We start from the raw sequence: 21,275 nt of genomic DNA, 5'->3' as shown, positions 1-21,275 counted from the left end.
GAAAAATTTAAGCATACCAGGATCGAAGAAACCAACATCACATGTTAATTACAATACCATGCGGATTCTTTCTTTAATTGCATTGCTTTTTCTTTTGGCTAATGCAAGCAAAAAAACTTCAGGGAATGTTTCATTAAATGCCAGGAAAAATTGCTTCTGTCAGTAGCTCAATCAGCGTTATTCGTGTGGCCATTATAAACTTTATCTTTAGTACATTAAACACAACACACATGAAACTGCCATTCCTTTTATTTATCGTTTGTTTATCTGTGATAGTTACGGCACAACCTACACAGAAGCCGCCTTTGCATGGAAAAAACTGGATGGCCGTTACCGGCAAGCCATTGGCAGCAACCGCGGGGGCTATTATATTTCAAAGAGGCGGTAATGCGGTGGATGCTGCCTGTGCCATGCTGGCTTCTACTTGTACCATGTGGGATGTATTGAGCTGGGGAGGCGAAACCCAGGCATTGATTTATAATCCAAAAACAAAAAAAGTAATTGCTATTAATGCAATGGGCGTGGCACCCACGGGCGCAACGGTTGAATTTTTTAAAAGCAAGGGATATAATTTCCCTCCTGAATATGGTGCGCTGGCAGCTACAACGCCCGGTACCGTTGGTGGCCTATGCTACATGTTATCCCAATACGGCACCATGAGTTTGAAAGAAGTATTGGCGCCCGCTATGGAACTCGCTGCCGGTTACCCCATAGAAGCACAAACGGCCAATAGTATGGAGCGTAATAAAGCAATGTTGAAAGAATGGCCGTACAGCAAAGCCGTTTTCTTTCCGCATTTGGGCGAAAAAAGGGAAGCGCCGGAAGCGGGTGAAATTTTTGTACAAAAAGATTTATTGCAAACGCTGACGAAAATGATAGCAGCCGAACAGGAAGCATTAAAAAAAGGGAAGCAACGCAAAGATGCGATTATGGCTGCTTATGATCGCTTTTATAAAGGTGATATTGCCAAAGAATTTGTGCGTGGTTGCCGGGAGCAGGGGGGCTTAATAACGATGGAAGATTTGGCAAGATGGAAGCCCGTAGAAGAAGAACCAACCCATGTTAATTACAAAGGCATTGAAGTATATAAATTGCAGCAATGGACGCAGGGACCTGTTATGTTGCAGGCGTTGAATGTGCTGGAAAATTTTGACCTGAAAGCGATGGGGTATAACAGCGCTAAATATATTCATACGTTGTACCAGGCCATGAGCCTCACCTTTGCTGACCGTGATTTTTATTATGGAGATCCCCGCTTTGCCACTAACCAGCCCATGAAAGGCTTATTAAGTAAAGCGTATGCCAAACAAAGAGCCGGTTTAATTGACTGGGGTAAAAATGACAGCACTATCGGGCCCGGCAACCCATATCCCTTTGAAGGAAAAACAAATCCGTACATCAATTTATTACAACAAAGAGGATTTACGCCCGACACCAGCAAAAGAAATTTTGTTCCGCGGCATGATGTACGGGAAAACGCTTTCACTATGCCGGATACAGCTTACATGGATCGTTTATGGCGCGGCACTACATCGGTGGAAGCCGCAGATAAAGACGGATGGGTTGTTTCCATTACCCCTTCAGGTGGCTGGCTCCCTGCCTGCATTGCGGGCCATACCGGTGTCGGCATGAGCCAGCGGATGCAAAGTTTTGTACTGGATTCTGTACTCAATCCTTTTAATGTAGTTGCGCCGGGTAAAAGGCCACGGGTTACCCTTACGCCTTCGCTCGCAATGAAAGATGGAAAGCCATATGCAAGTTTCGCTGTGCAGGGCGGCGATACCCAGGATCAAAACCTGTTACAATTCTTTTTAAATATGGCAGAGTTTGGTATGACGGTGCAGCAAGCCTGCGAGGCGGCTAATATCAATTCCAATCAGCTATGGCTCTCGCTCGGTGGTACAAAAACAGATGACCGCAAACCCAGGCCTGGCAGTTTATTATTAAACAGCCGCACACCCGAAGCTGTACAAACCGAATTAAAAAGGATGGGCTACACCTTGTCATTCGATGACAGATCAAGCGGGCCTATCAATGCCATCTGGTTCGACTGGAAACACGGCTCCTTCTGGGGCGGTTCTTCTAATAATGGGGAAGATTACGGAATTGGGTGGTAAGACGACCTACCACAGAAGAAGGTACTGCAGTGACAAAACGTGTGGGGTAAAAGAGTAGCAATGAAAAATGGAAAGAAGTTGAGCCTGCTGTACCATAATTGAGATTACTTTAACGAAACCAAATGATTGCAATAACAGCGTTAGAAAAAGCAGCTGAGCTGAGTAAACCAAGGCGTATCATGAAATATGTCTTGGTTTATTGTACTGCGGGTAATGTGAGTATAACTGTTGATGAAAAAGAATTTAAATTAACCACTGGTGAAGTAATCACAATTACGTCCGGGCAAATTCACAGTATAAAAAAAACAACTAAAGCAAAAGGCTTTGTGCTTGAATTTACATTAGACTTTTTTTGTAAAAATGATAATGATATTGAACTGATTTTTCACAATGGACTGTTTTGTCATTTTGCAATGAATGAAGTGATAGCCGCAGACAAAAACATCATTGAAAGTGAGCTAAACTTTATTACCGGGGAATTAGAAACACAGCCTTATCAATACCTCATTTCTGTTCATTCCAGGATTGAATTAATATTAGTTGAAATTAACAGGGCCAAAGTAAAAAGGGGAGATGAAATCTGGAAACCCGATGCGTTATTCCTGAAGTTTTTAGAAGCGGTAAGAGATAATTTTGAGCATAACTATACACTTGCCGAATTTGCAAAAATGTTGGGCACTACGGAAATAAAATTGAATGAACTGGCGAAACTACACGCAGGTAAAACAGCCCAAAATGTTATCTACGGTCTCATCGCCTCGGAAGCAAAAAGGCTGCTCACCTATAACGATTTATCAGTAAAGCAAGTTGCTTATAAACTCGGGTTTAGCGATCCATTTTACTTCTCAAAATTTTTTAAGAAACACACCAGGATTTCCCCAAAGTCCTATCAAAGCAGTTATTCTCTTTAAATCTTACATGCTTTTCTCAACATTGTCTATGGTTCAGTTCACGCGGCAAAAGTATTTTTGTGTTGTAACTATTAATCAGTTAAAACACAATTATTATGAATACTGACATGCAAAACTATGTTGCCAGCACGGGCAAAATGAACTGGACACCTTTGCAGGAAGAAGGTGTTGACACAACCGGAATTTTCGTAAAAATACTTCGCTTTGATGAGCAGCAGCAACGGCCACCCAGCATTCTGTTGAAATTTGAGCCTGGCGCAAAATATCCATATCATAACCACCCTGGTGGTGAAGAAATATTTGTAACCAAAGGAAGTTGTTTGGTAAATAATACTTTACTGAATGCCGGTGATTACCTCTATACTCCACCGGGTTTTAAACATTTTGTAAAAACAGATAGCGGCTGTGAGATGATTTTTATTGTACCCGAAGAAGTGGAAATTATAGAGAAGTAAAACTTTAAACAAAGCATTTATGAAAAAACATCAGGCAATTGCGTCGCTGTTGCTAAGACTTGCATTGGCAGCCGGCTTTTTATCTGCCGTGGCAAGCAGACTTTCATTGTGGGGCAGCCGTTCATCTGGTTGGAAGAATTTTTTAACCTATACTGCCGAGGTAAATTCTTTTGCACCAAAAAGTGTTATTCCATCTTTAGCATTTACAAGCACTGTACTGGAAACGCTGATAGCAATTACACTGCTGGTGGGATATAAAACAAAACTGGCAGCTTTAGGTGCAACTGTACTCACCCTTTTCTTTGCGCTGGCAATGTCCGTTTCTTTTGGCGTAAAAGAACCACTGGATTATTCCGTGTTCGGCGTTTGTACTGGTGCATTTTTATTGTCAACAATGCCCTGTTATCGTTGGAGTATTGATGAAAAATTATCAAAAATCAACAGAGACAAAATATGAAGGAAAGAACGAACAAACTTAAACTGGGCTGCACCGCTATTTGCGAAGCAATGGCAGTTTTTGATGATAAAATTATTTTATGAACGAAAAAGAGTGGGTTCCGAAAAAAATGCATTCAACCGGTTTGAAATTTCCCGACGCAGCCGGAGATAAAATACCCAGGCTGGAAATTCCCCCCGGCCATTGTGTTATCCAGGTACAACAGGTGCCTGGATGGATAATGATTTTAAAAAATGAGCAATGTGTGTTTAGGCTATCAAACCCTCAAAACTTCTTCCACGTGGTTTTTATACAATCGTCCAATCGGTATTTTATGATCGCTGATTGATACATGCGTTGAATTGAAAGATGATATTTTTTCAATCGTAGCAATAAATGAACGATGCACTCTTAGAAACCGGTGCGGTGAAAGCAATTTCTCCAGCGAACTGATACTTTGTTTCACAACAAGCGATTTGCCATTTTCGAGATACAGTTTAACATATTCCTTATTGCTCTCGATAAAAAGAATTTCATGCAGCAACACTTTACACATTTCTTTATCTATCTTGAAATACAGAAAGGAATCCTGGTTGCCTTTGTACTCAGCATTGGAAGAAGATAAATTACTGTCAATTGAAATGAGTTTGACCGCTTTTGCAACTGCTTTCATAAAGCGTGCGAAAGAAACAGGTTTTAAAAGATAATCAACTATACCCAATTCATAACCGTCGAATGCATAATCACGGTATGCCGTAATGAAAATTATTTTAGGAGGGTTAGGAATGCTTCGCAGAAAATCTGTGCCAATCAGCTTTGGCATTTTAATATCCAAAAAAATGAGGTCTATCTTCTGTTCCTGTAAAATTTTGAAGGCATCAATGGCGCTGTTGCAGGCAGCAGCGATTTCAAGCCCCGGCACTTGTTGAATATAAGAGCTTACCAGCCTTACCGCCAGCGGCTCATCATCTACTATCAAACAATGAATATTCATTTATGCATGATTTAGTATGCCACTATTTTCTTCAGTGAAATTTTTTGCCAGCGGCGAGCTTTGCAATTCAATGCTCATCGATACGATATAAACATCTTCCTCAATGCCATGCTGTAATTCAAATTTCTTCGGATAAAGAAGCTCCAGCCGTTTTCTGACATTATTGATACCTATCCGGTCATCTTTCTGACTACCGTTATTATTATTATCAAAACTATTGATGAGCTTAAAATACAATTGATTTTTATGAACAGATAAATCTATGCTCATCCATACTTTTCCCAATTGCTCCGATGTTCCATGCTTGAATGCATTTTCAATAAAAGGTTGAAAAAGGAGTGGCACAATGGTCTTGCCTACGATGTCGCCTGAGAAATTCAACGAAATATCCAGGCGGTCTCCATATCGTTCCTGTTCCAGTGCAACATAATCTTTCAACACGCTGATTTCTTTTGACAACAGTACTTCATCCACCTTGCATTCATACAAAACATAACTTAATAAGCCCGATAAACGTAGCAACATCTTTGGTGCTTTTTCTGATTTTTCACGTACCAGCAAATAAAGGTTATTTAGTGTGTTGAATAAAAAATGCGGATGCAGTTGCGCTTTCAGTAATTGCAACTCTGCATTTATTTTTTCTTTTTCCAGGCGGGATGCCATTTCCTGCTTGATTACCCATTGCTTAAACAGCTTTATCGGCAATGCAAACATCGCCATCATATTCATCAGCAAAAAGCCGGCAATGCGAAATACCTGGGAAGAGTCAGCCCTCACTTTATCCAGCATTTCCGGCGGCACCCGCAAAGGCAAAAGAATGAAATACCTGATCCCGAAATTTATAAGAACTCCTATCATCATCCAGGCTAAATAGGCCAGCAGAAAAGCAACATATTTTTCTTTTATTAAAAACCATGGCACGAAACAATAAATCACTACATAGGCATACAGGATATTGAACGGAAGATAAATAAGTCCCGTGCGGAAAAGTTCTTTATATGGCGAGTCTTGTGAACCCATTCCTACCAGAAAAACATAACTCACTAACCAGAATACAATATGCCTGGGCAGCGAAAATTTGCTTTCAAAAATAAATCGTTTGATGAAATTGCTTTTTCCATTCACACCCGAAAGTTACTTTTTTTTGAAGGAACATTTCAACCACATTTTAATGAATTCAGTAAAAAAGTGTTCATTAAAAGATGAACGACAATTTTAGCCAACAAACGACATTAGCGTCAATGGTACCGTTGTGTATAGGCCAATTTCGTTGTCTGGCATTTTTGCTTTTTTAAATTAATTATTCAAACTAAAATTGTTGTGCTTTCGCTCCCATAGAAGAACCGCCATCGTTGTATCATCTCAATCATTCACATTTTAAAAACTACATCATGAAGAAACTATTAAATCTTCTGCTGCTTTCAGCCATTATTTTCCTGTCATGCCAAAAGCAGCCTGAAAATGCACTTAATTCAAAAAAACTGGCAGGTGAAACTTCTGCCAGGTCAGATGGCCATGCTTATGGAACAATTAGTTCAACCATGGTTTTAAAATGGAACGAAGCAGCTACGCAGGCCATTGCCAATATGGCGCCCTTTACCGGCAGCGGCCCACTTCCACCGATGCCTGAATCCAGGATTTACGCCATGATCAATGTGGCTATGCACGATGCGCTGAATAATATTGTACCAAGGTATCAAACCTATGCATTGAAGGATGCGAGAGACAAGGATGCCGATGCAAACGCAGCGGTTGCCCAGGCAGCACACGATGTAATAGCTGCCATGTTACCTCCGCAACAGCCATTTGCAGATAACTTGCTAATAGCATCTCTTGCATCCGTTACCGACGGCGACTCAAAAACAAGGGGTATTGGTTTGGGGAAAGCTGCAGCAAAAGCAATATTGAATTTGCGTATGAATGACGGAGCTAATGTTGCACAATTTCCTTACATACAGGGAACCTTACCTGGTCAATACAGGGCCACGCCTCCTTTTGATGGCCCCCCCTTCAATGGGTTTGTTGCGGTACCGGGATGGGGTAATATTACACCGTTTTGCTTAACAAGCGGCTCTCAGTTCCGGCCCGTTCCGCCTTACGCAATTAACAGCGCTGAATACACTGCAGATTATAATGACATAAAAAGTTTAGGTGCAGCTGCCGGCAGTACAAGAACTGCAGATCAAACAGAGATTGCTATTTTTTATCTTGAAAATGCCCCGTTACACTTTAACCGCATTGCCCGGGCAATGATTGAAAAGTACAAACTGGATCCCTGGAAAAGTGCAAGACTACTGGCACTGCTTCAACTGGCGGAAGCTGATGCAAATATCGCGTGTTTAAATGCCAAATTTTATTATAACTTCTGGCGGCCAATTACCGCGGTACATTTGGGTGATACAGATGGCAATGCTAATACTACGGGTGATGCTACGTGGAATGTGCTGGCACCTCCAACACCTCCTGTGCCGGATTATCCTTCCAATCACGCTGTAAATGGTGGCGCGGGGGCAGCAATCCTGATGCAATATTTTGGCACAGATAATATCAGCTATACACAAACAAGCAGTTCTCTGCCGGGTGTTACGAGAACGCTGACAGGATTTTCCCAGTCGGCTATGGAAAATGCATTGTCAAGGGTGTATGTGGGTTATCATTTCCGCAATGCATGCCTAAAGGGCGTTGACCAGGGCTATAAGGTTGGTAAATATGTTTTCGAAAATTATCTGAAGGAAAATTAAAATCTTTATGCTTTTAAACGGCGGCCCTTTTGGGCCGCCGTTTTATTATAGGCGGCTTCAGTTGCGGGTAAAAACGCTTCAGCCTGAAGCCTGCGTCTTCTACGGCTCAATGTTAACATCATTGCAATACAGTATCTTTAAGCAAATACATTTACTATGAACAGTACAATGAACAAATTGAAAGGGCCGGGCGTTTATATTCCACCGCCATTATTGTATGTTTTAACTTTTATAGCTGCTGTACGCATACAAAAAATAATTCCGATTAATAATGCATTGTTTAACCTTACAGCATTAAAAGGTACAGGCGTATTTTTTTTAATGACCGCCTTGTATTTTTTAGTAAGAAGTTTGAGGCAATTTTTTCTGACAAAAAACACGCTGGTGCTGATTAAGCCTGCTACATCTCTCCAGATAACCGGGATCTATAAAATTTCAAGAAACCCAATGTATACAGGACTCGCTATTTTGTACTTTGGAATTACCTGCCTGTTAGGAAACTGGTGGAATTTGATTCTCTTTCCGTTACTTTTTATCATTGTTCAGGAATACATAATCAAACGTGAAGAGAAATATCTGGAACTTGAATTTGGTGAGGAATATAAAGACTATAAAAAAAATGTCAGAAGGTGGTTATGACAGCTTGATTCTTTACCTGCAGGATCTCCGGCCAGGCCCGTTTATTAACGGGGTACATTGCATACCGGTAAACGACTGCAGGATGTGAATTACGCTCCCGCTTGTAATCAACCAGTCGAAAGGAGCACATTGCCCATCAGCGTAAAAGCCTGTTCCAATAACGGACAGCTTTCATATATTATATCTAAGCGCTAATACTTATATTTAATCATCAAAACAAGTACATGAAAAAATACCTGCTGTTATTAGTGATTCCTGCCCTGCATGCCTGCACCAATACAACGAAGTACGACACCATCATCCGCAACGCCATGATCTATGATGGCAATGGCGGTGCTCCCTATAAAGGCGATATTGCTGTTAATGCCGATACCATCGCGGCCATGGGTGATTTAAGTAAAAGCAAAGCCAGCGAAGAAAGTGATGCAAAAGGGATGGCCGTGGCGCCGGGCTTCAGCAATATGATGGGGCATTCGGAGGAATCCCTTTTCCAGGACAGCCGTGCATTGAGCGATGTGAAACAGGGCGTAACGATGGAAGTATTTGGCGAATCTAGTTTTGCCCCGCTGAATGCAACCATGAAAAGGCAGGCACAGGAGGGGCAGGGGGATGTTAAATACACTGTAAGCTGGAACACGCTTGGAGAATACATGAACACACTGGAGAAAAGAGGTATTGCCGTAAACATTTCCTCTTTCGTTGGAACAGGCACTGTAAGACAAAATATAATTGGAGAAGGCAATGTTGCACCCACAGCACAACAGCTCGACAGTATGAAAAGGCTGGTTCGCCAGGCGATGGAAGAAGGTGCATTGGGGGTTACCAATGCATTGATTTATCCGCCGGACTTTTTTGCCAAAACGGATGAACTGATTGCCTTATCGAAAGAGGCGGCTAAGTATGGCGGCACTTATTCAAGCCACATGCGCAGCGAAGGCAACCGGTTGGTGGAAGCAGTCAACGAAATTATCACCATTGGTAAGGAAGCCAATATACCCGTACATATTTATCACCTGAAAGCGGCTGGTAAAAACAACTGGAATAAAATGGACAGCGTGATTAAAATGGTAAACGATGCAAGAGCAAACGGCTTGCAGATAAGCGCTGACATGTACACTTACCTTGCGGGTGCAACCGGATTAACATCTTCCTTTCCACCGACTTTGCAGGACGGCGGCTTTGGCAAATTATGGGAGCGCCTGCATGATGTTGCTATAAGAAAACAAATGGCCGCAGCCATGAACACCAACGCAGCCGGCTGGGAAAATTTGTATTATGGGTGCGGTGGAGCAGACCATGTATTGTTGCTTTCCTTTAAACAGGATTCACTAAAAAAATATACCGGAAAAACATTGGCCGAAGTGGCAAAGCTGCAGGGCAAGTCTCCGGAAGCAACTGCCATGGACCTCATCATCAGCGACAGCACACGGGTAGGCGTGGCTTATTTTTTAATGACAGAAGACAATGTAAAAAAGCAGGTGGCATTGCCATGGGTAAGCTTCGGATCTGATGAAGGTTCCTATGCTCCCGAAGGCGTGTTCCTGAAATCCCAGCCGCATCCAAGAGCGTATGGAAATTTTGCAAGGGTATTGGGCCATTATTCCCGCGATGAAAAAGAGCTCACTTTACAACAAGCCATTTACCAGCTGGCAAAGCTGCCCATTGAAACATTAAAAATTAAAAAACGTGGCGAACTGAAAGTGGGCAATTATGCAGATATCATCATCTTCGATCCGGCTAAAGTAAATGACCTGGCCACCTATGATAAGCCGCAACAATTCGCTACCGGAATGATAGACGTTTTGGTAAACGGAAAATTGATTTTAAAAGACGGAGACCCCACGAATGCCACGCCAGGTCAATTTGTAAAGGGCCCCGGTTACAACAAGAAATAGTTTTGATAATTATATATGGTGGCTTTAACGGCAATTCCTGGCGTTGTGTAAGGGATATAAATAAGGCAAAAGTAAAACCAGGCATCGATGCAGTATTACAATCAAAAAATACAGGTGATTGGCTTTTGCATTTTATTAATAATGGCAATGGCTTGTTCATGCAACAGAAACCCATACTCAGCTATTCAAGTCCAGCCAGGCAATTTCAAATTTTCTACGCTCTTTTTAACTGCGCAACAAGGTATTCTGATTAACACTTATTGGGGACCAATGAAAAAGCGCCATGTTTTATTAGTTGACAATTTTTCCCCTTCCTGGATAAAGCAATCAGTGACTGAATCTGATCCTTCGCTGTTAACAAAAACTGACTTTCATTTTAACACACATACTGCAAGCGGACGACCTGCGACCGGTCCGGTAGGTATTTGCGATACCTTGATTTTTGGCCATGTTATGTTTGAGCAATGTCCTTTTTATGTAATGAAAGATGAAGCTACCCCTTCGGACTTCGATGGTGTATTAGGCAGCGAACTGATGAACAAGGGAATCTGGGAAATCAACTTTTCTAAAGACGAACTCATTTTTACTTCATCTATTGATTCACTGCCGGACGCCGCCGGTTGCGAACCGTTACAGGCGACTTTTCGGGAAAATTCAATAACGTTAAATGTTAAGTTTTCAAATGGCGTCACAAAGCGAATATCAGTTGATTTAGGTTTTAACCAGGGAATGATGCTTCCTCATAAGGACTATAAAGATATTGGCAAAAAGAACGTCTACGTTTTAAGTGATGCAAAATTCACTACCGCATCCGACAGTCAGCATGTAACCGCATTCGCCACAGTTGATACAATTAAAATTGGTGATAACAGGTTTGTAACTTCGGTATTGGCAGCTGAAAATAATGAAGAAAGCCTGGTTGGCCTGCAGTTTTTTAAACGCTTTAAATTTATAATACTGGATTTTAAAAACAAAAAACTGTTGATACCTAAGATAATAAGATAAGTTTAATCGCTTTCTAATTACATTCTATAACTGCTCTACTGCTTAAAACAACCGTTCATGAGAAAATTCCTGTCTGTCTTTACAGTGCTGGCACTCCTTTGCCTGCAGCTGACCGCTCAAAAAAAATCAATAAAAATGAATGGCGATCCATCCGCCAGCTTTGATAAATACATTCAGCAATCGATGGCCTTATGGAAGACACCGGGGCTTTCCATTGCTGTTGTAAAGGATGGAAAAGTTGTTTTTAAAAAAGCCTATGGCGTTGCAGAGGTTGGTAAACCGCAGTCATTTACAACTTCCACTTTATCCATCTGTGCCTCCACCACCAAGGCTATGACGGCAGTTTGTATGGGCATGCTGGTAGATGAAGGCAAAATAAAATGGACGGATAAAGTAAGTGAAATATATCCCGCCTTCAAACTCTATGACAATTATGCCAATGCAGAAGTAACCATCCGGGATTTATTTTCGCACAATGCAGGCCTCGGTTTTGTCCGGGCCGAGAAGCTATGCGGAACATCGTAGCATCGCCCTCTTGTACTGAATACTGTTAATGAACTTTTATGTAAGCGGAGTTGATAAATAGTATGGAATTGGTGGCCAGAACCTTGAATAGATTGAATTTTTAAATACCTTTTATTTAAAGAAGCAACGGGATCTGCTGAATAAAAATACAACTATTTTATTGAGTTTCTGAATGGAGCTCAGCTACTATATTCACTGCTTCTTCAAATCTTTTCAACTGCAAATGTTGCTTTACTTTTTCCAGGTGAACAAATGCATATTGTTGCTGCGAATGATGATTTAATAAATTGACTTCACCTTTCCATAAACGATTATGTAATTCAGAAAATCCGGGTATTGTCAAATCTACATTAACCTGGTTGTCACCGGCTGTACCTAATGACATAAAGAAACTAAAGTAAATGATATGCATTAGCTGGCACGCCAGGAAAAACCGGGCCTGCTGGTAGGTCGTTACTTCTTTGCCAAAATAGCTTTTCAAATATTCCTTTTCATCATCTTCGTTTTTCAGTACAAAATTGGAGACAACCGCCAATTCGGTATAACGGTCATTTAAAAATGCCCCTTCCCAGTCCACCAACCAAACCTGCTTTCCGTCGAAAAGTACATTGTCTGGTTTCAGATCGTTGTGACATGATACCAGGTCTTCTTCTTTATGCGGATACACTTTGATAATTTGTTCGTATTGTTGAAAGACATTGTTTGTTACGCTTTCAGGTAGAATTTTTGACGCCTGGAATTTCCTGACACTGCTGTTTGCAAAATCAAAATAATTTAAGCGGAAAGGAAAACGGGGCAGCGCATGCAATCGCCTCAGTACATCCGGCATCAGCACTTTCGCCTGCTCCTGTGGAAAAGGCTTAGCCTCAATAAAATCCGTGATAGAAATTCTGTCTGCTACACCCGAGTACAAAACATGTGGTGCAATTCCAGCGTCAGCAGCCGCCTTCATGCAGCCATAATAGTGCGAAGGATCACCGGGGGCATCTGCACGGGTAATAATACGCAACAGGTATGGTTTTCCCTTCACCACGATGCGAAAAATCAGCGCTGATGAGAGACCAGCCGTTAATTGACTGATCGTCTCAAAATCACTGACTCCAAACGTTACCTGCAGCGCATTTGCTACGGCTGTTATTTTTGCTTCCGGGATCATAAAAGGCAGTTAAAAAGTGGGTGAAGAAAAGTTAAAATTACATAGGCATGTCTCTTTTTTGCATGCCGGAAAAATATATTTTTTGGGCTGAACAATGTTGTGGGCGGTCTGTTAATGACTATGTTACTACTTCTCTTCAAGCATTTCTTATATGTCTGGGTTGTCTTATCAAAACCAGTCTTAGCGCTTCAATTATTATAGTTATAAGACAATGTTGTTAAGTAAAACTTTTACGACACGTAAAAAAAAAATCAAATCACTCCCGTCAGACTGAGCATTTTTTCCAACATGTCACTATCAAAATATGCTTCCAATATTTGCGCAATAGATTTAATTTCATCTCATGAAAAAATCCCTCTTACTTTTTGTTTTCAGTTTGATAATTCAGCACATGATATCAGCCCAGTCAATGGATGTCCTTGCCATCAGAAAATACACGACTAATAATAGCGGTAAAATTATAAGCGAATTTGCTGAATTACTTTCCACTCCCAATGTAGCAGCTAACCCTGCCGGTCAGCAAAAAACTGCAGCCTTTATTATGGCTATGATGAACAAAAGAGGGATTCGAAAAGTGCAGCTGTTGGCAGCTTCCGCACCGGGCACGCCGCCGGCAGTGTATGGCGAAGTATTGGTGCCTGGTGCAAAACAAACCTTAATTTTTTATGCGCACTATGATGGCCAGCCGGTGAATCCTGCTCAATGGGCCAAAGGACTTGACCCTTTTCAGGCTACCTTATTTACTGGTGCCATTGATCAAGGTGGCGCCCTTATTCCTTTTCCCGTTGATAACAATTACAAAAGCGATTGGAGGATATACTCCCGCAGTGCATCTGACGACAAGGCAGGTGTTGACGCCATTTTAAATGGATATGACGCCCTTGTTAAAACTGGCGCTACGCCTGGTTGCAATCTGAAATTTTTCTTTGAGGGAGAAGAGGAAGCTGGTTCACCACACCTGCATGAAATATTGGATAAATACCGGTCATTGCTCCAGTCTGATCTGTGGATCATGTGTGACGGGCCTGTACATCAGTCGGGGAAAAAGCAGATTGTATTTGGTGTTCGCGGCGATGCACACCTTGATCTCACAGTATATGCATCCAAACGGCCCTTGCACAGTGGACATTATGGAAACTGGGCGCCTAACCCTGCGATGATGCTTGCTAAATTGTTGGCTTCTATGAAAGACGAAAATGGGAGAGTGGCCATTAAAGGATTTTACGATGATGTGACGCCTTTAACCGTTTCAGAAAAAAAAGCACTTGCAGAAGTGCCTTCCGCTGATGAACAAATGGAAAATGAACTGGGCATCAGCGCCGTTGAAATGGAGGGACTATCATTAAGCGAATCTATCAACCAGCCTTCGCTAAACATCAACGGCATGCAAAGTGGTAATGTTGGTAAAATGGCGTCCAATCAGATACCTACCTATGCAACTGCTGTAATCGACCTCAGGCTGGTGATGGGAAATGACTGGAAACGGCAGCAGCAAAAAGTAATAGATCATATCAAATCAAAAGGCTATTTCGTAACTACCAATGAGCCTGCGGATGAAGAAAGAAAAAAGTACGCAAAGATCATCAAAATAATACCCGGGGAAGATGGAATGAATGCGCAACGTACGTCTATGGACCTCCCCGTGCTTCAAAAAGTAATTGCGGCAGTTAAATCAACTTCCGGTGAACAGGTCGTATTGCAGCCTACTTCCGGCGGTACCCTTCCACTTTTCTTGTTTGAAAAATTGCTGAACGCCCATACTGTTACCGTTCCTATAGCCAATCATGATAACAACCAGCATGCAGAGAATGAAAATATCCGCATCGGTAATTTGTTTGATGGAATAGAAACGATGGGAGCACTGATGATGGTTAAGTAAACGCGGCAAAGTGATACATGTACCAGGCAGCTGTTCCGTGGATATGTACGCCTGCTGGTTTTGCCGGGCTCAATTGCATTGGTATGTTTCCTAAAAGCAAATGACAGTGATCATTGTTTGTTGCATTGCACATCCTTTCCTTTGCGTTATTTATTCAGCGGCATAACGTCTGTATTACAACGCTATGAATACTTCTCAAAACAATTCTGTAAATAAAGCTGGTTTCATAGCCGGGCTGGGCGCATTTTGCTTTACAATTGCGTATGTGCTGGTACAAATACTGCAGGTACTTAAAATGATTGATTTTCCTCTGGATGAAGTATTGATTTATGGCACCTCTCTTGGCATTGTAATTCCCTTTACGCTTGAAATGCTTGCATTGCACTATATAACGCCTCCGGATAAAAAATTCTGGAGCCATGCAGCATTGATTTTTACAACGATGTATGCGGTATTTGTTACTGCAAACTACATTGTTCAGCTGGCTACCGTGCTGCCCAATAAATTAAAGGGTACTTATGAGCTGGTAAAAATACTGGACCAGACACCACACTCACTTTTTTGGGACTTTGACGCCATTGGTTATATTTTTATGGGAATAGCAATGCTTGCGGCGTTGCAGGTGTTTTGCAAAACAGGATTTGAAAAATGGGTGAGGTTTGCATTTTTAGCGAACGGCTTAGTTACGCCATTAATTGCCGTGGTTTACTTTTACCCTGATTTTTCTGACAGGCTTTTGTTACTTGGTTTTCCCTGGGGTATTACAGCACCATCGGCCATGCTAATGCTGGCAATTTTCTTTAAAAAATCTGAAAACAAGGTTAATGGTAGTTATCATTAAATTCCGTATTAAGTATCCTGTAAAAAAGGTGGAAACTGCTATGACATAAAGTGTTCTGAAGATAATGGTGTAGAATATGTGGCCGTTAGCGTCCTGCATGCAGTTGAGCTTGCAGTTACGCCAAAAAAAATGATCCACCCTATGAGTTTGCCGGCTTACAAACAATGTGTGACAAAGAGGTACGTAATTTATTTGCAAAAAAATAGCAGTAAAAACTCCGGGGCCATACCCTGGAGCTTTATTGCCTGATGCTGAAATGTTATTTAACGTAGCGCCTTAACGTCCATGCCAGCGTTTCATGTTGCTGCATCAGCCCGGTTAAAAAGTCGGCTGTTCCCTTGTCTTTAAATTTATCTTCACAGTCATCAATTCCCTTACGTAAACCAACAATAACGCTTTCATGATCTTTCAATAGTTCTTTGATCATGCCAGCCTGGTCGGGGTTTTTGCCCGGCGTTTCTTTAATTGAAGTCATCTGTAAAAATTCAGCCAGTGTTGCAGGAACTATAAAACCGAGTTTACTGATCCGCTCAGCAATCAGGTCCATCGCTTCGTCCAATTCTTCATAGTGTTTTTCAAACAGTTTATGCAACTCCATAAAACTGTTGCCGCTAACGTTCCAGTGAAATTTTCTTGCTTTCATGTACAACAATACGGTATCTGAAAGTACTGCCGTCAAAACGTCGTTTACGCCTTTCAGGTTTTTTTGCGAAATTCCAATGTTTGCATTCATGGTGTTTATTTTAAGGGTTAATTATGGGTGAGCTAAAATATTTCAGGCATTATTTTTACGATCCATTACCAGTACAACTACGCCTGCCAGCAGGGCAATGCCGCCCGCATAATCCGGCCAGTTCAGCGTCTTTTTTTCTTGCTTGTTTATTTCAATCGGTCCGAGGTCTACTACTTTTTCTTTTTTGGTAAAGCTTACTTTTCCAAACACGAACATAAGGATGCCTGCAACAATTAATATAATTCCGAATACTTTCATTTTAAATTATTTTATGCATCATGTTAAAATACCATGCCATATTGAAAGCACATAGAATAAGGTTCGTTTTTAAAGCATTCAAAAATTAATGGGCAAAAAAATCTACACTTACCAGGGCACATAGCAAGACATGACAAAACCCGTCGCTTGAAATGAGCAGCCTGTGCTGCAACGGAAGCTTTCTGGTCACAGTTAATTACTGCGTAGGGGGTTCAACCGCAATCTGGCAAATATTCATTACAACTTTTTTCTTAAAATTGAGCTTGTGCGTACACCAGGTATTGCGGTTAAATTGCACAGCGTTTTAAATTTGCATAAACGAACAATACAATGGCGGCTTATAAAAACATAAACCCTTTCTCCAAAAGAAACAATGATACCGGTTTTGCAAGTAACAGCAATGATACCGGTGGCCGCTTTATCAATAAAGATGGCAGCTATAACCTGATAAAAGAAGGCATGCCGTTCCATAAACGGTTTAGCATCTTTAACGATATGCTTAACCTGCCTTTATGGAAGTTTATCTCTGTCATTTTTATTTTTTTTCTGCTGATTAATTGCTTGTTTACAGCTCTTTATTTGTTAATTGGCTATGAACAGCTTGACGGACTGATCAGGGGCAGTAACTGGAAAATATTCAGGGAGATATTTTATTTCAGTACCCAAACTTTTACCACCGTTGGGTATGGCCATGTAAATCCCTCAGGGGATGGCGCCAATATGGTTGCTGGTATTGAAGCACTTACCGGTTTTCTGTCACTTGCTATTGCAACGGGTTTAATCTATGGCCGTTTCTCCAGGCCGAGAAGTTATCTGATCTTTAGTGACAACGCATTGGTGTCGCCATATAAAGAGGGCAAGGCGTTGATGTTTCGCTTTGCGGCATTTAAAGACAAACATGCACTGACCGATGTGGAAATAAGGGTGAACGCAGGTTTATTGGTGGCAGAAGAGGGTAAAGCGGATTATAAATATTTCAGCCTTAACCTGGAACGTAGCCGCGTGGAAAGTATGCCGATGAGTTGGACGGTGGTACATCCTATTGATGAAAATAGTCCGCTGCACGGGTTTACGGAAGAAGATATGAAGACTGCTGACCTGGAGTTGTATGTAATGCTGCGTGGGTTTGATGATGTGTTTAGCAATTATGTACAGCAACGCACATCCTATACATTTAGTGAAATTCACCATAACCGCAAATTTGCGCCCATGTACAGGGAAAGTGAGGATGGTAAAACCACGATCCTGGAACTGCACAAAATAAATATGCACCATGCAGTCGACAATTAAACAGGTGGCCAACCGAAACGTAAAGTCTTACTGTTTTTTATGTGCTAATTCTTTCCAGTCTTTTTCATTTACCTCTACACCAAAACGTTTGGCAGCTTTTTTTATATTGTCAAAAGCCGCTTTCCGTTCTTCATCGGTTACGCCTTTTACCTGGTCAAAACGGGCCATAGCGTTACGAACGTGCGTGGCATTATTAAGTGGCTCTTTTCTTTTTGCAGGAAATGCATAGGCACTATCCTTCAATGTTTTTTTGTCGGCAGCATCTAATTTACCACCAGATTTTGTGGCTGATTTTGTTGTCATGGTTTATTCGTTTAAATAATAAAAAGGTTACGAATTCCAATACATATTGTATGCCGCAAACAATATTGAAAATGCTTTTTTTTCGAACCTGGGGGGACAATTATCTCCCGGCGCTTTCAAAATACCAGCAGCTTTACTGAAAATATTATTGTACCCGGCTTAAAAATAATCAGCCAGTTTTGCCGGCAACCACTGCTATTTTTTGTTCTTAATAAATGCCTGGCCGTACTGCATATGTTCAATTAAACAAATCATCCCCGATATTAAGCCGGGGATGATTTGATGTTGTATGCTTCTCTATCTATAAACTAACATTTAAGGGATCAGTCTCTGTATGGTTGTAAATTTCTGCAACAGTGGTTAAGTCTTTCAGTGTTTGCTTTCCATTGTCTGTTGGTATTGAGCCCGAAGGAAACAACTCTTTCAATTTATTTAGTGCAGTTCTGTTGTCTTTTACTGCTTTCAAAAACGCTTTGTAATCCAGTGGAACAGGCCTGCCATTTTCTTTCTGAAAAACATAGTTCTGTGCAAAGTGTTTGGTTTGATAACTGCGGCTGGCAGGCAATACAGACTCATAATGATAAAGACTGATTTTACCGAATCTTAACCGGTTAATGTAGATGCCTTTGCATATTTCACCCTTGTCTTCGGGGAAATATAAAATCTTAAATGCCTTTGCGGTTTGGATGGCCTCATACTGACCGGGGTTGATTTTTTTTCCATCTGCCATCACAGCTTTATCAGCCAGCGCCGCACTTTTAAATAACGGTGACCTGTGTTGGTAGCTTATTTTTTTTGCTTCCACTACTTCACCGTCAGTCTTAATTATAAATAATCCTGAACTGGTATCCCTGCCTTTTTTAAGTTCCTCTTTCATCTGGCTGGCCATTTGTTTAGGGGCCATACATGATACGGTCATTAAGGCAAGAACAAGAGGTAAAACAAGTTGTTGAAACGTTTTCATTGTAGTGTACATTTTAAGGTTACAACTCATCATACAGTTTCATGCCAACTGTATTTTGGTTTGATAACCAATCGGTTATATTTAGCTTCTCTGTACGATTTTCTATGTGGCGGAGCCATTTTCCAAATCAGGGAAAGTAAATGTCATTATTTTAAGGTAGGCATTCGACACTTTACTACAGGTTTCCCGGCCGGTAATTAGTCAAGCTGACTGCCGGACCATGGAAAATTGGATGATTGGTTTTTATTGTAGACAGGTTATCGATAGCTTTACTGCAATTCAATTTTTATAATGAAACATGTATTGACATTACTGGCTTTTGTTACCACATTGCAAGCCCTCGCACAATCGGATGACAAAATGGATTTTGAATCCTATGATCCGGTTTCAACTTTGGTTGTTCCGGGCCACCAGGTTACCAGGGCAAAATTCCCTTTTATAGATGTTCACAATCATCAATGGGGCAATGCGATGTCGCCCTCCAATCTAAAAACGTTGACTGCAGATATGGACAAATTGAATATGCAGGTAATGGTTAACCTGAGCGGAGGCAATGGCAATGGATTGAAAAAAATGGCAGGCGATGTAAAGGCTAATTATCCAAACCGCTTTATCATTTTTGCAAACATCAGTTTTGATAATGTGGGTGCACCCGGGTGGACGGAGAAAGCAGTGCGCCAACTGGAAACGGATGTACAAAACGGGGCCAATGGTTTGAAAATATTTAAAGATCTGGGTTTGAATGTAAAGGATGTGAATGGGAAGAGGGTAACTGTAGATGATGCCAGGCTCGATCCTATCTGGGACAAAGCCGGTGAACTTAAAATACCGGTCATCATTCATACCGCTGATCCAAAACCGTTTTGGGACGCCGAAGATGAACACAATGAACGCTGGCTGGAAATTAAAACACATCCCGGCCGCAAGCGCAGTGCCACCGACCCAGCTCCCTGGGAAACGTTGATAGAAGAACAGCACCGCTTGTTTATGAAACATCCGAACACAACTTTTATCGCGGCGCATTTTGGATGGTATGCCAATAATTTAAATAAGCTCGATAGCCTGCTTACCCGAATGCCCAATGTAGTTGTTGAGTTTGGTGCGGTGATTGCAGAATTGGGAAGACAACCCAAAACTGCCAAAAAATTCTTTGAAAAATACCAGGACAGGATTTTGTTTGGTAAAGACAGTTGGGCACCGGAAGAATACACCACCTATTTCAGGGTGCTGGAAACGGAAGATGAATACTTTCCTTATCATAAAAAGTACCATGCCTTCTGGCGCATGTATGGCATGGGGCTGCAGGATTCGATTCTGAAAAAAGTATATTACAAAAATGCCCTCCGTGTCATCCCGAATATCGACCGGGCAAGGTTTCCGGATTAAAGTAAGTTTAATGCGATGTAAAGTGTGCAGGTATTCCGGGTAGAGTTGAAATCCGTTTTCTCCCTGTCGCACCAATGGGAATTTTTATATTTCATCCCCATATTAAAAAAGCTGGCTTGCAATCGCAAACCAGCTTTTTTAATATATAAAATGGCAGGTGTAAATTATTTTTCCAGTGTGCCCGCTTTTTTCCAGTCAGCAATAACGGCAATTGTTGCGTCGGGTAATTTATCATGCATGGCAGGCATAAATCCTTTTTCTGTTGGATTTTTTTGAATGCGTGCCAGAATTTCATCCACATTGTCTTTGGCGGCTAAATAATTATCCAGCGATTTTTTGTTGCCCTTACCAGCGATATGACAGGGAGTACAACTTGTCTGAATGATTGGTAGTACGTTAGTTTGGTAATTAACGGCAACCGGAGCGGCGAGTTTTTTTGAATGGGAACAAAACTGAAAAAATAATACCGCAGTTAGCAGCAGCAAGGTTGTTACAATTTTTCGCATGAGTGAATGTTTTAGTAATGAAAAAGTATTGACATATTGAAAATAGCATCTTTTATTTTATGTACAAAAAAAAGAGATGAAAATCAGAAATGATGCGACGAATACCGCAATACGGCATCTCATTTGAAAATGTCAGGTAGCATTATTGAAACATAGCAGGCATTCAACATGGCCATATATGATCTGTATCATTCGTGGTAGTGATTCATAAGAAGGTACGGGGACAATAATTTCGGGGATC

At 41.3% G+C, this 21,275-nt stretch carries 21 protein-coding genes; 13 read left to right on the top strand and 8 right to left on the bottom strand.

Annotated features, from left to right (window positions below; genetic code table 11):
- The first annotated feature begins 230 nt into the window (after positions 1–230).
- From QWZ08_RS10070 to QWZ08_RS10055, 4 genes are all read left to right on the top strand, one after another.
- Positions 231–2,117, top strand: coding sequence for a gamma-glutamyltransferase family protein (locus tag QWZ08_RS10070; RefSeq protein ID WP_290337276.1), 1,887 nt, complete (start codon positions 231–233; stop codon positions 2,115–2,117).
- A gap of 122 nt (positions 2,118–2,239) precedes the next feature.
- On the top strand, positions 2,240–3,028 hold the full coding sequence (locus QWZ08_RS10065; protein WP_290337275.1) for an AraC family transcriptional regulator: 789 nt from the start codon (positions 2,240–2,242) through the stop codon (positions 3,026–3,028).
- Positions 3,029–3,123: 95 nt separating this feature from the next.
- Complete coding sequence (locus tag QWZ08_RS10060) at positions 3,124–3,483, top strand: cupin domain-containing protein (RefSeq protein ID WP_290337274.1); 360 nt, start codon at positions 3,124–3,126, stop codon at positions 3,481–3,483.
- A 19-nt stretch (positions 3,484–3,502) separates the two neighbouring features.
- Positions 3,503–3,940: a DoxX family membrane protein gene (locus QWZ08_RS10055; protein ID WP_290337273.1), complete on the top strand. Its 438-nt coding sequence runs from the start codon at positions 3,503–3,505 to the stop codon at positions 3,938–3,940.
- Positions 3,941–4,196: 256 nt separating this feature from the next.
- Here the strand turns inward: QWZ08_RS10055 and QWZ08_RS10050 are convergent, their stop codons facing one another.
- Together QWZ08_RS10050 and QWZ08_RS10045 are read right to left on the bottom strand one after the other, a co-directional pair.
- Positions 4,197–4,913 (bottom strand): LytR/AlgR family response regulator transcription factor, encoded by a 717-nt coding sequence (locus QWZ08_RS10050; RefSeq protein WP_290337272.1) that lies wholly within the window; start codon positions 4,911–4,913, stop codon positions 4,197–4,199.
- A complete protein-coding gene (locus tag QWZ08_RS10045) occupies positions 4,914–6,038 on the bottom strand; it encodes a sensor histidine kinase (RefSeq protein WP_290337271.1) in 1,125 nt (374 codons plus the stop codon).
- Between the two features lie 266 nt (positions 6,039–6,304).
- Between QWZ08_RS10045 and QWZ08_RS10040 the strand changes: the two genes are divergently transcribed.
- The 5 genes from QWZ08_RS10040 (at position 6,305) to QWZ08_RS10020 (ending at position 11,718) form a co-directional block, all read left to right on the top strand.
- A complete protein-coding gene (locus tag QWZ08_RS10040) occupies positions 6,305–7,654 on the top strand; it encodes a vanadium-dependent haloperoxidase (RefSeq protein ID WP_290337270.1) in 1,350 nt (449 codons plus the stop codon).
- A gap of 156 nt (positions 7,655–7,810) precedes the next feature.
- A complete protein-coding gene (locus QWZ08_RS10035) occupies positions 7,811–8,293 on the top strand; it encodes a methyltransferase family protein (protein ID WP_290337269.1) in 483 nt (160 codons plus the stop codon).
- 224 nt (positions 8,294–8,517) lie between these two features.
- Positions 8,518–10,188 (top strand): N-acyl-D-amino-acid deacylase family protein, encoded by a 1,671-nt coding sequence (locus tag QWZ08_RS10030; RefSeq protein ID WP_290337268.1) that lies wholly within the window; start codon positions 8,518–8,520, stop codon positions 10,186–10,188.
- A gap of 270 nt (positions 10,189–10,458) precedes the next feature.
- On the top strand, positions 10,459–11,193 hold the full coding sequence (locus QWZ08_RS10025; RefSeq protein ID WP_290337267.1) for a pepsin/retropepsin-like aspartic protease family protein: 735 nt from the start codon (positions 10,459–10,461) through the stop codon (positions 11,191–11,193).
- Between the two features lie 57 nt (positions 11,194–11,250).
- Entirely contained in the window at positions 11,251–11,718 is a 468-nt protein-coding gene (locus QWZ08_RS10020) for a serine hydrolase domain-containing protein (RefSeq protein WP_290337266.1), read from the top strand.
- 157 nt (positions 11,719–11,875) lie between these two features.
- Here the strand turns inward: QWZ08_RS10020 and QWZ08_RS10015 are convergent, their stop codons facing one another.
- Entirely contained in the window at positions 11,876–12,874 is a 999-nt protein-coding gene (locus QWZ08_RS10015) for a phosphotransferase (RefSeq protein WP_290337265.1), read from the bottom strand.
- Positions 12,875–13,217: 343 nt separating this feature from the next.
- Between QWZ08_RS10015 and QWZ08_RS10010 the strand changes: the two genes are divergently transcribed.
- On the top strand, positions 13,218–14,753 hold the full coding sequence (locus QWZ08_RS10010; protein ID WP_290337264.1) for a M20/M25/M40 family metallo-hydrolase: 1,536 nt from the start codon (positions 13,218–13,220) through the stop codon (positions 14,751–14,753).
- Positions 14,754–14,937: 184 nt separating this feature from the next.
- Positions 14,938–15,594, top strand: a complete 657-nt coding sequence (locus QWZ08_RS10005) for a hypothetical protein (protein ID WP_290337263.1) — start codon at positions 14,938–14,940, stop codon at positions 15,592–15,594.
- A 259-nt stretch (positions 15,595–15,853) separates the two neighbouring features.
- Here the strand turns inward: QWZ08_RS10005 and QWZ08_RS10000 are convergent, their stop codons facing one another.
- Both QWZ08_RS10000 and QWZ08_RS09995 read right to left on the bottom strand, forming a co-directional pair.
- Entirely contained in the window at positions 15,854–16,327 is a 474-nt protein-coding gene (locus tag QWZ08_RS10000; RefSeq protein WP_290337262.1) for a Dps family protein, read from the bottom strand.
- A gap of 42 nt (positions 16,328–16,369) precedes the next feature.
- Positions 16,370–16,585: a hypothetical protein gene (locus QWZ08_RS09995; RefSeq protein WP_290337261.1), complete on the bottom strand. Its 216-nt coding sequence runs from the start codon at positions 16,583–16,585 to the stop codon at positions 16,370–16,372.
- 330 nt (positions 16,586–16,915) lie between these two features.
- Here QWZ08_RS09995 and QWZ08_RS09990 point away from each other — a divergent pair, with 330 nt between their 5' ends.
- The gene (locus QWZ08_RS09990; RefSeq protein ID WP_290337260.1) at positions 16,916–17,875 is read left to right on the top strand and encodes an ion channel; all 960 of its coding nucleotides are present in this window, start codon (positions 16,916–16,918) and stop codon (positions 17,873–17,875) included.
- Between the two features lie 27 nt (positions 17,876–17,902).
- Here QWZ08_RS09990 and QWZ08_RS09985 read toward each other — a convergent pair whose 3' ends face one another.
- Together QWZ08_RS09985 and QWZ08_RS09980 are read right to left on the bottom strand one after the other, a co-directional pair.
- Positions 17,903–18,178: a DUF6582 domain-containing protein gene (locus QWZ08_RS09985; protein WP_290337259.1), complete on the bottom strand. Its 276-nt coding sequence runs from the start codon at positions 18,176–18,178 to the stop codon at positions 17,903–17,905.
- A gap of 301 nt (positions 18,179–18,479) precedes the next feature.
- On the bottom strand, positions 18,480–19,082 hold the full coding sequence (locus QWZ08_RS09980) for a hypothetical protein (protein ID WP_290337258.1): 603 nt from the start codon (positions 19,080–19,082) through the stop codon (positions 18,480–18,482).
- A 351-nt stretch (positions 19,083–19,433) separates the two neighbouring features.
- On the opposite strand from QWZ08_RS09980, the gene QWZ08_RS09975 reads away from it, so the two are divergent.
- Positions 19,434–20,528 carry an amidohydrolase family protein gene (locus QWZ08_RS09975; protein WP_290337257.1) on the top strand — a complete coding sequence of 365 codons (1,095 nt, stop codon included), beginning with the start codon at positions 19,434–19,436 and terminating at the stop codon, positions 20,526–20,528.
- Positions 20,529–20,692: 164 nt separating this feature from the next.
- On the opposite strand, the gene QWZ08_RS09970 is transcribed toward QWZ08_RS09975, so the two are convergent.
- Complete coding sequence (locus QWZ08_RS09970) at positions 20,693–21,034, bottom strand: c-type cytochrome (RefSeq protein ID WP_290337256.1); 342 nt, start codon at positions 21,032–21,034, stop codon at positions 20,693–20,695.
- Positions 21,035–21,275: the final 241 nt, after the last annotated feature.

Origin of the sequence: Ferruginibacter paludis (genome assembly GCF_030409685.1) — a bacterium.
GTDB lineage: Bacteria > Bacteroidota > Bacteroidia > Chitinophagales > Chitinophagaceae > Ferruginibacter > Ferruginibacter paludis.
The sequence above is the reverse complement of the archived record's forward strand: the minus strand, read 5'-3'. Positions and strand labels throughout refer to the sequence as shown.

Excerpts from the sequence above, each read along its gene's own strand:
- QWZ08_RS09970 (WP_290337256.1), bottom strand. The coding sequence starts at position 21,034 with ATGCGAAAAATTGTAACAACCTTGCTGCTGCTAACTGCGGTATTATTT.
- QWZ08_RS10000 (WP_290337262.1), bottom strand. The coding sequence starts at position 16,327 with ATGAATGCAAACATTGGAATTTCGCAAAAAAACCTGAAAGGCGTAAAC.
- QWZ08_RS10035 (WP_290337269.1), top strand. The coding sequence starts at position 7,811 with ATGAACAGTACAATGAACAAATTGAAAGGGCCGGGCGTTTATATTCCA.
- QWZ08_RS09995 (WP_290337261.1), bottom strand. The coding sequence starts at position 16,585 with ATGAAAGTATTCGGAATTATATTAATTGTTGCAGGCATCCTTATGTTC.
- QWZ08_RS10055 (WP_290337273.1), top strand. The coding sequence starts at position 3,503 with ATGAAAAAACATCAGGCAATTGCGTCGCTGTTGCTAAGACTTGCATTG.
- QWZ08_RS10010 (WP_290337264.1), top strand. The coding sequence starts at position 13,218 with ATGAAAAAATCCCTCTTACTTTTTGTTTTCAGTTTGATAATTCAGCAC.
- QWZ08_RS10025 (WP_290337267.1), top strand. The coding sequence starts at position 10,459 with ATGAAAAAGCGCCATGTTTTATTAGTTGACAATTTTTCCCCTTCCTGG.
- QWZ08_RS10060 (WP_290337274.1), top strand. The coding sequence starts at position 3,124 with ATGAATACTGACATGCAAAACTATGTTGCCAGCACGGGCAAAATGAAC.
- QWZ08_RS09980 (WP_290337258.1), bottom strand. The coding sequence starts at position 19,082 with ATGGCCCCTAAACAAATGGCCAGCCAGATGAAAGAGGAACTTAAAAAA.
- QWZ08_RS09975 (WP_290337257.1), top strand. The coding sequence starts at position 19,434 with ATGAAACATGTATTGACATTACTGGCTTTTGTTACCACATTGCAAGCC.
- QWZ08_RS10005 (WP_290337263.1), top strand. The coding sequence starts at position 14,938 with ATGAATACTTCTCAAAACAATTCTGTAAATAAAGCTGGTTTCATAGCC.
- QWZ08_RS10040 (WP_290337270.1), top strand. The coding sequence starts at position 6,305 with ATGAAGAAACTATTAAATCTTCTGCTGCTTTCAGCCATTATTTTCCTG.
- QWZ08_RS10050 (WP_290337272.1), bottom strand. The coding sequence starts at position 4,913 with ATGAATATTCATTGTTTGATAGTAGATGATGAGCCGCTGGCGGTAAGG.
- QWZ08_RS10065 (WP_290337275.1), top strand. The coding sequence starts at position 2,240 with ATGATTGCAATAACAGCGTTAGAAAAAGCAGCTGAGCTGAGTAAACCA.
- QWZ08_RS09985 (WP_290337259.1), bottom strand. The coding sequence starts at position 18,178 with ATGACAACAAAATCAGCCACAAAATCTGGTGGTAAATTAGATGCTGCC.
- QWZ08_RS09990 (WP_290337260.1), top strand. The coding sequence starts at position 16,916 with ATGGCGGCTTATAAAAACATAAACCCTTTCTCCAAAAGAAACAATGAT.
- QWZ08_RS10030 (WP_290337268.1), top strand. The coding sequence starts at position 8,518 with ATGAAAAAATACCTGCTGTTATTAGTGATTCCTGCCCTGCATGCCTGC.
- QWZ08_RS10070 (WP_290337276.1), top strand. The coding sequence starts at position 231 with ATGAAACTGCCATTCCTTTTATTTATCGTTTGTTTATCTGTGATAGTT.
- QWZ08_RS10015 (WP_290337265.1), bottom strand. The coding sequence starts at position 12,874 with ATGATCCCGGAAGCAAAAATAACAGCCGTAGCAAATGCGCTGCAGGTA.
- QWZ08_RS10020 (WP_290337266.1), top strand. The coding sequence starts at position 11,251 with ATGAGAAAATTCCTGTCTGTCTTTACAGTGCTGGCACTCCTTTGCCTG.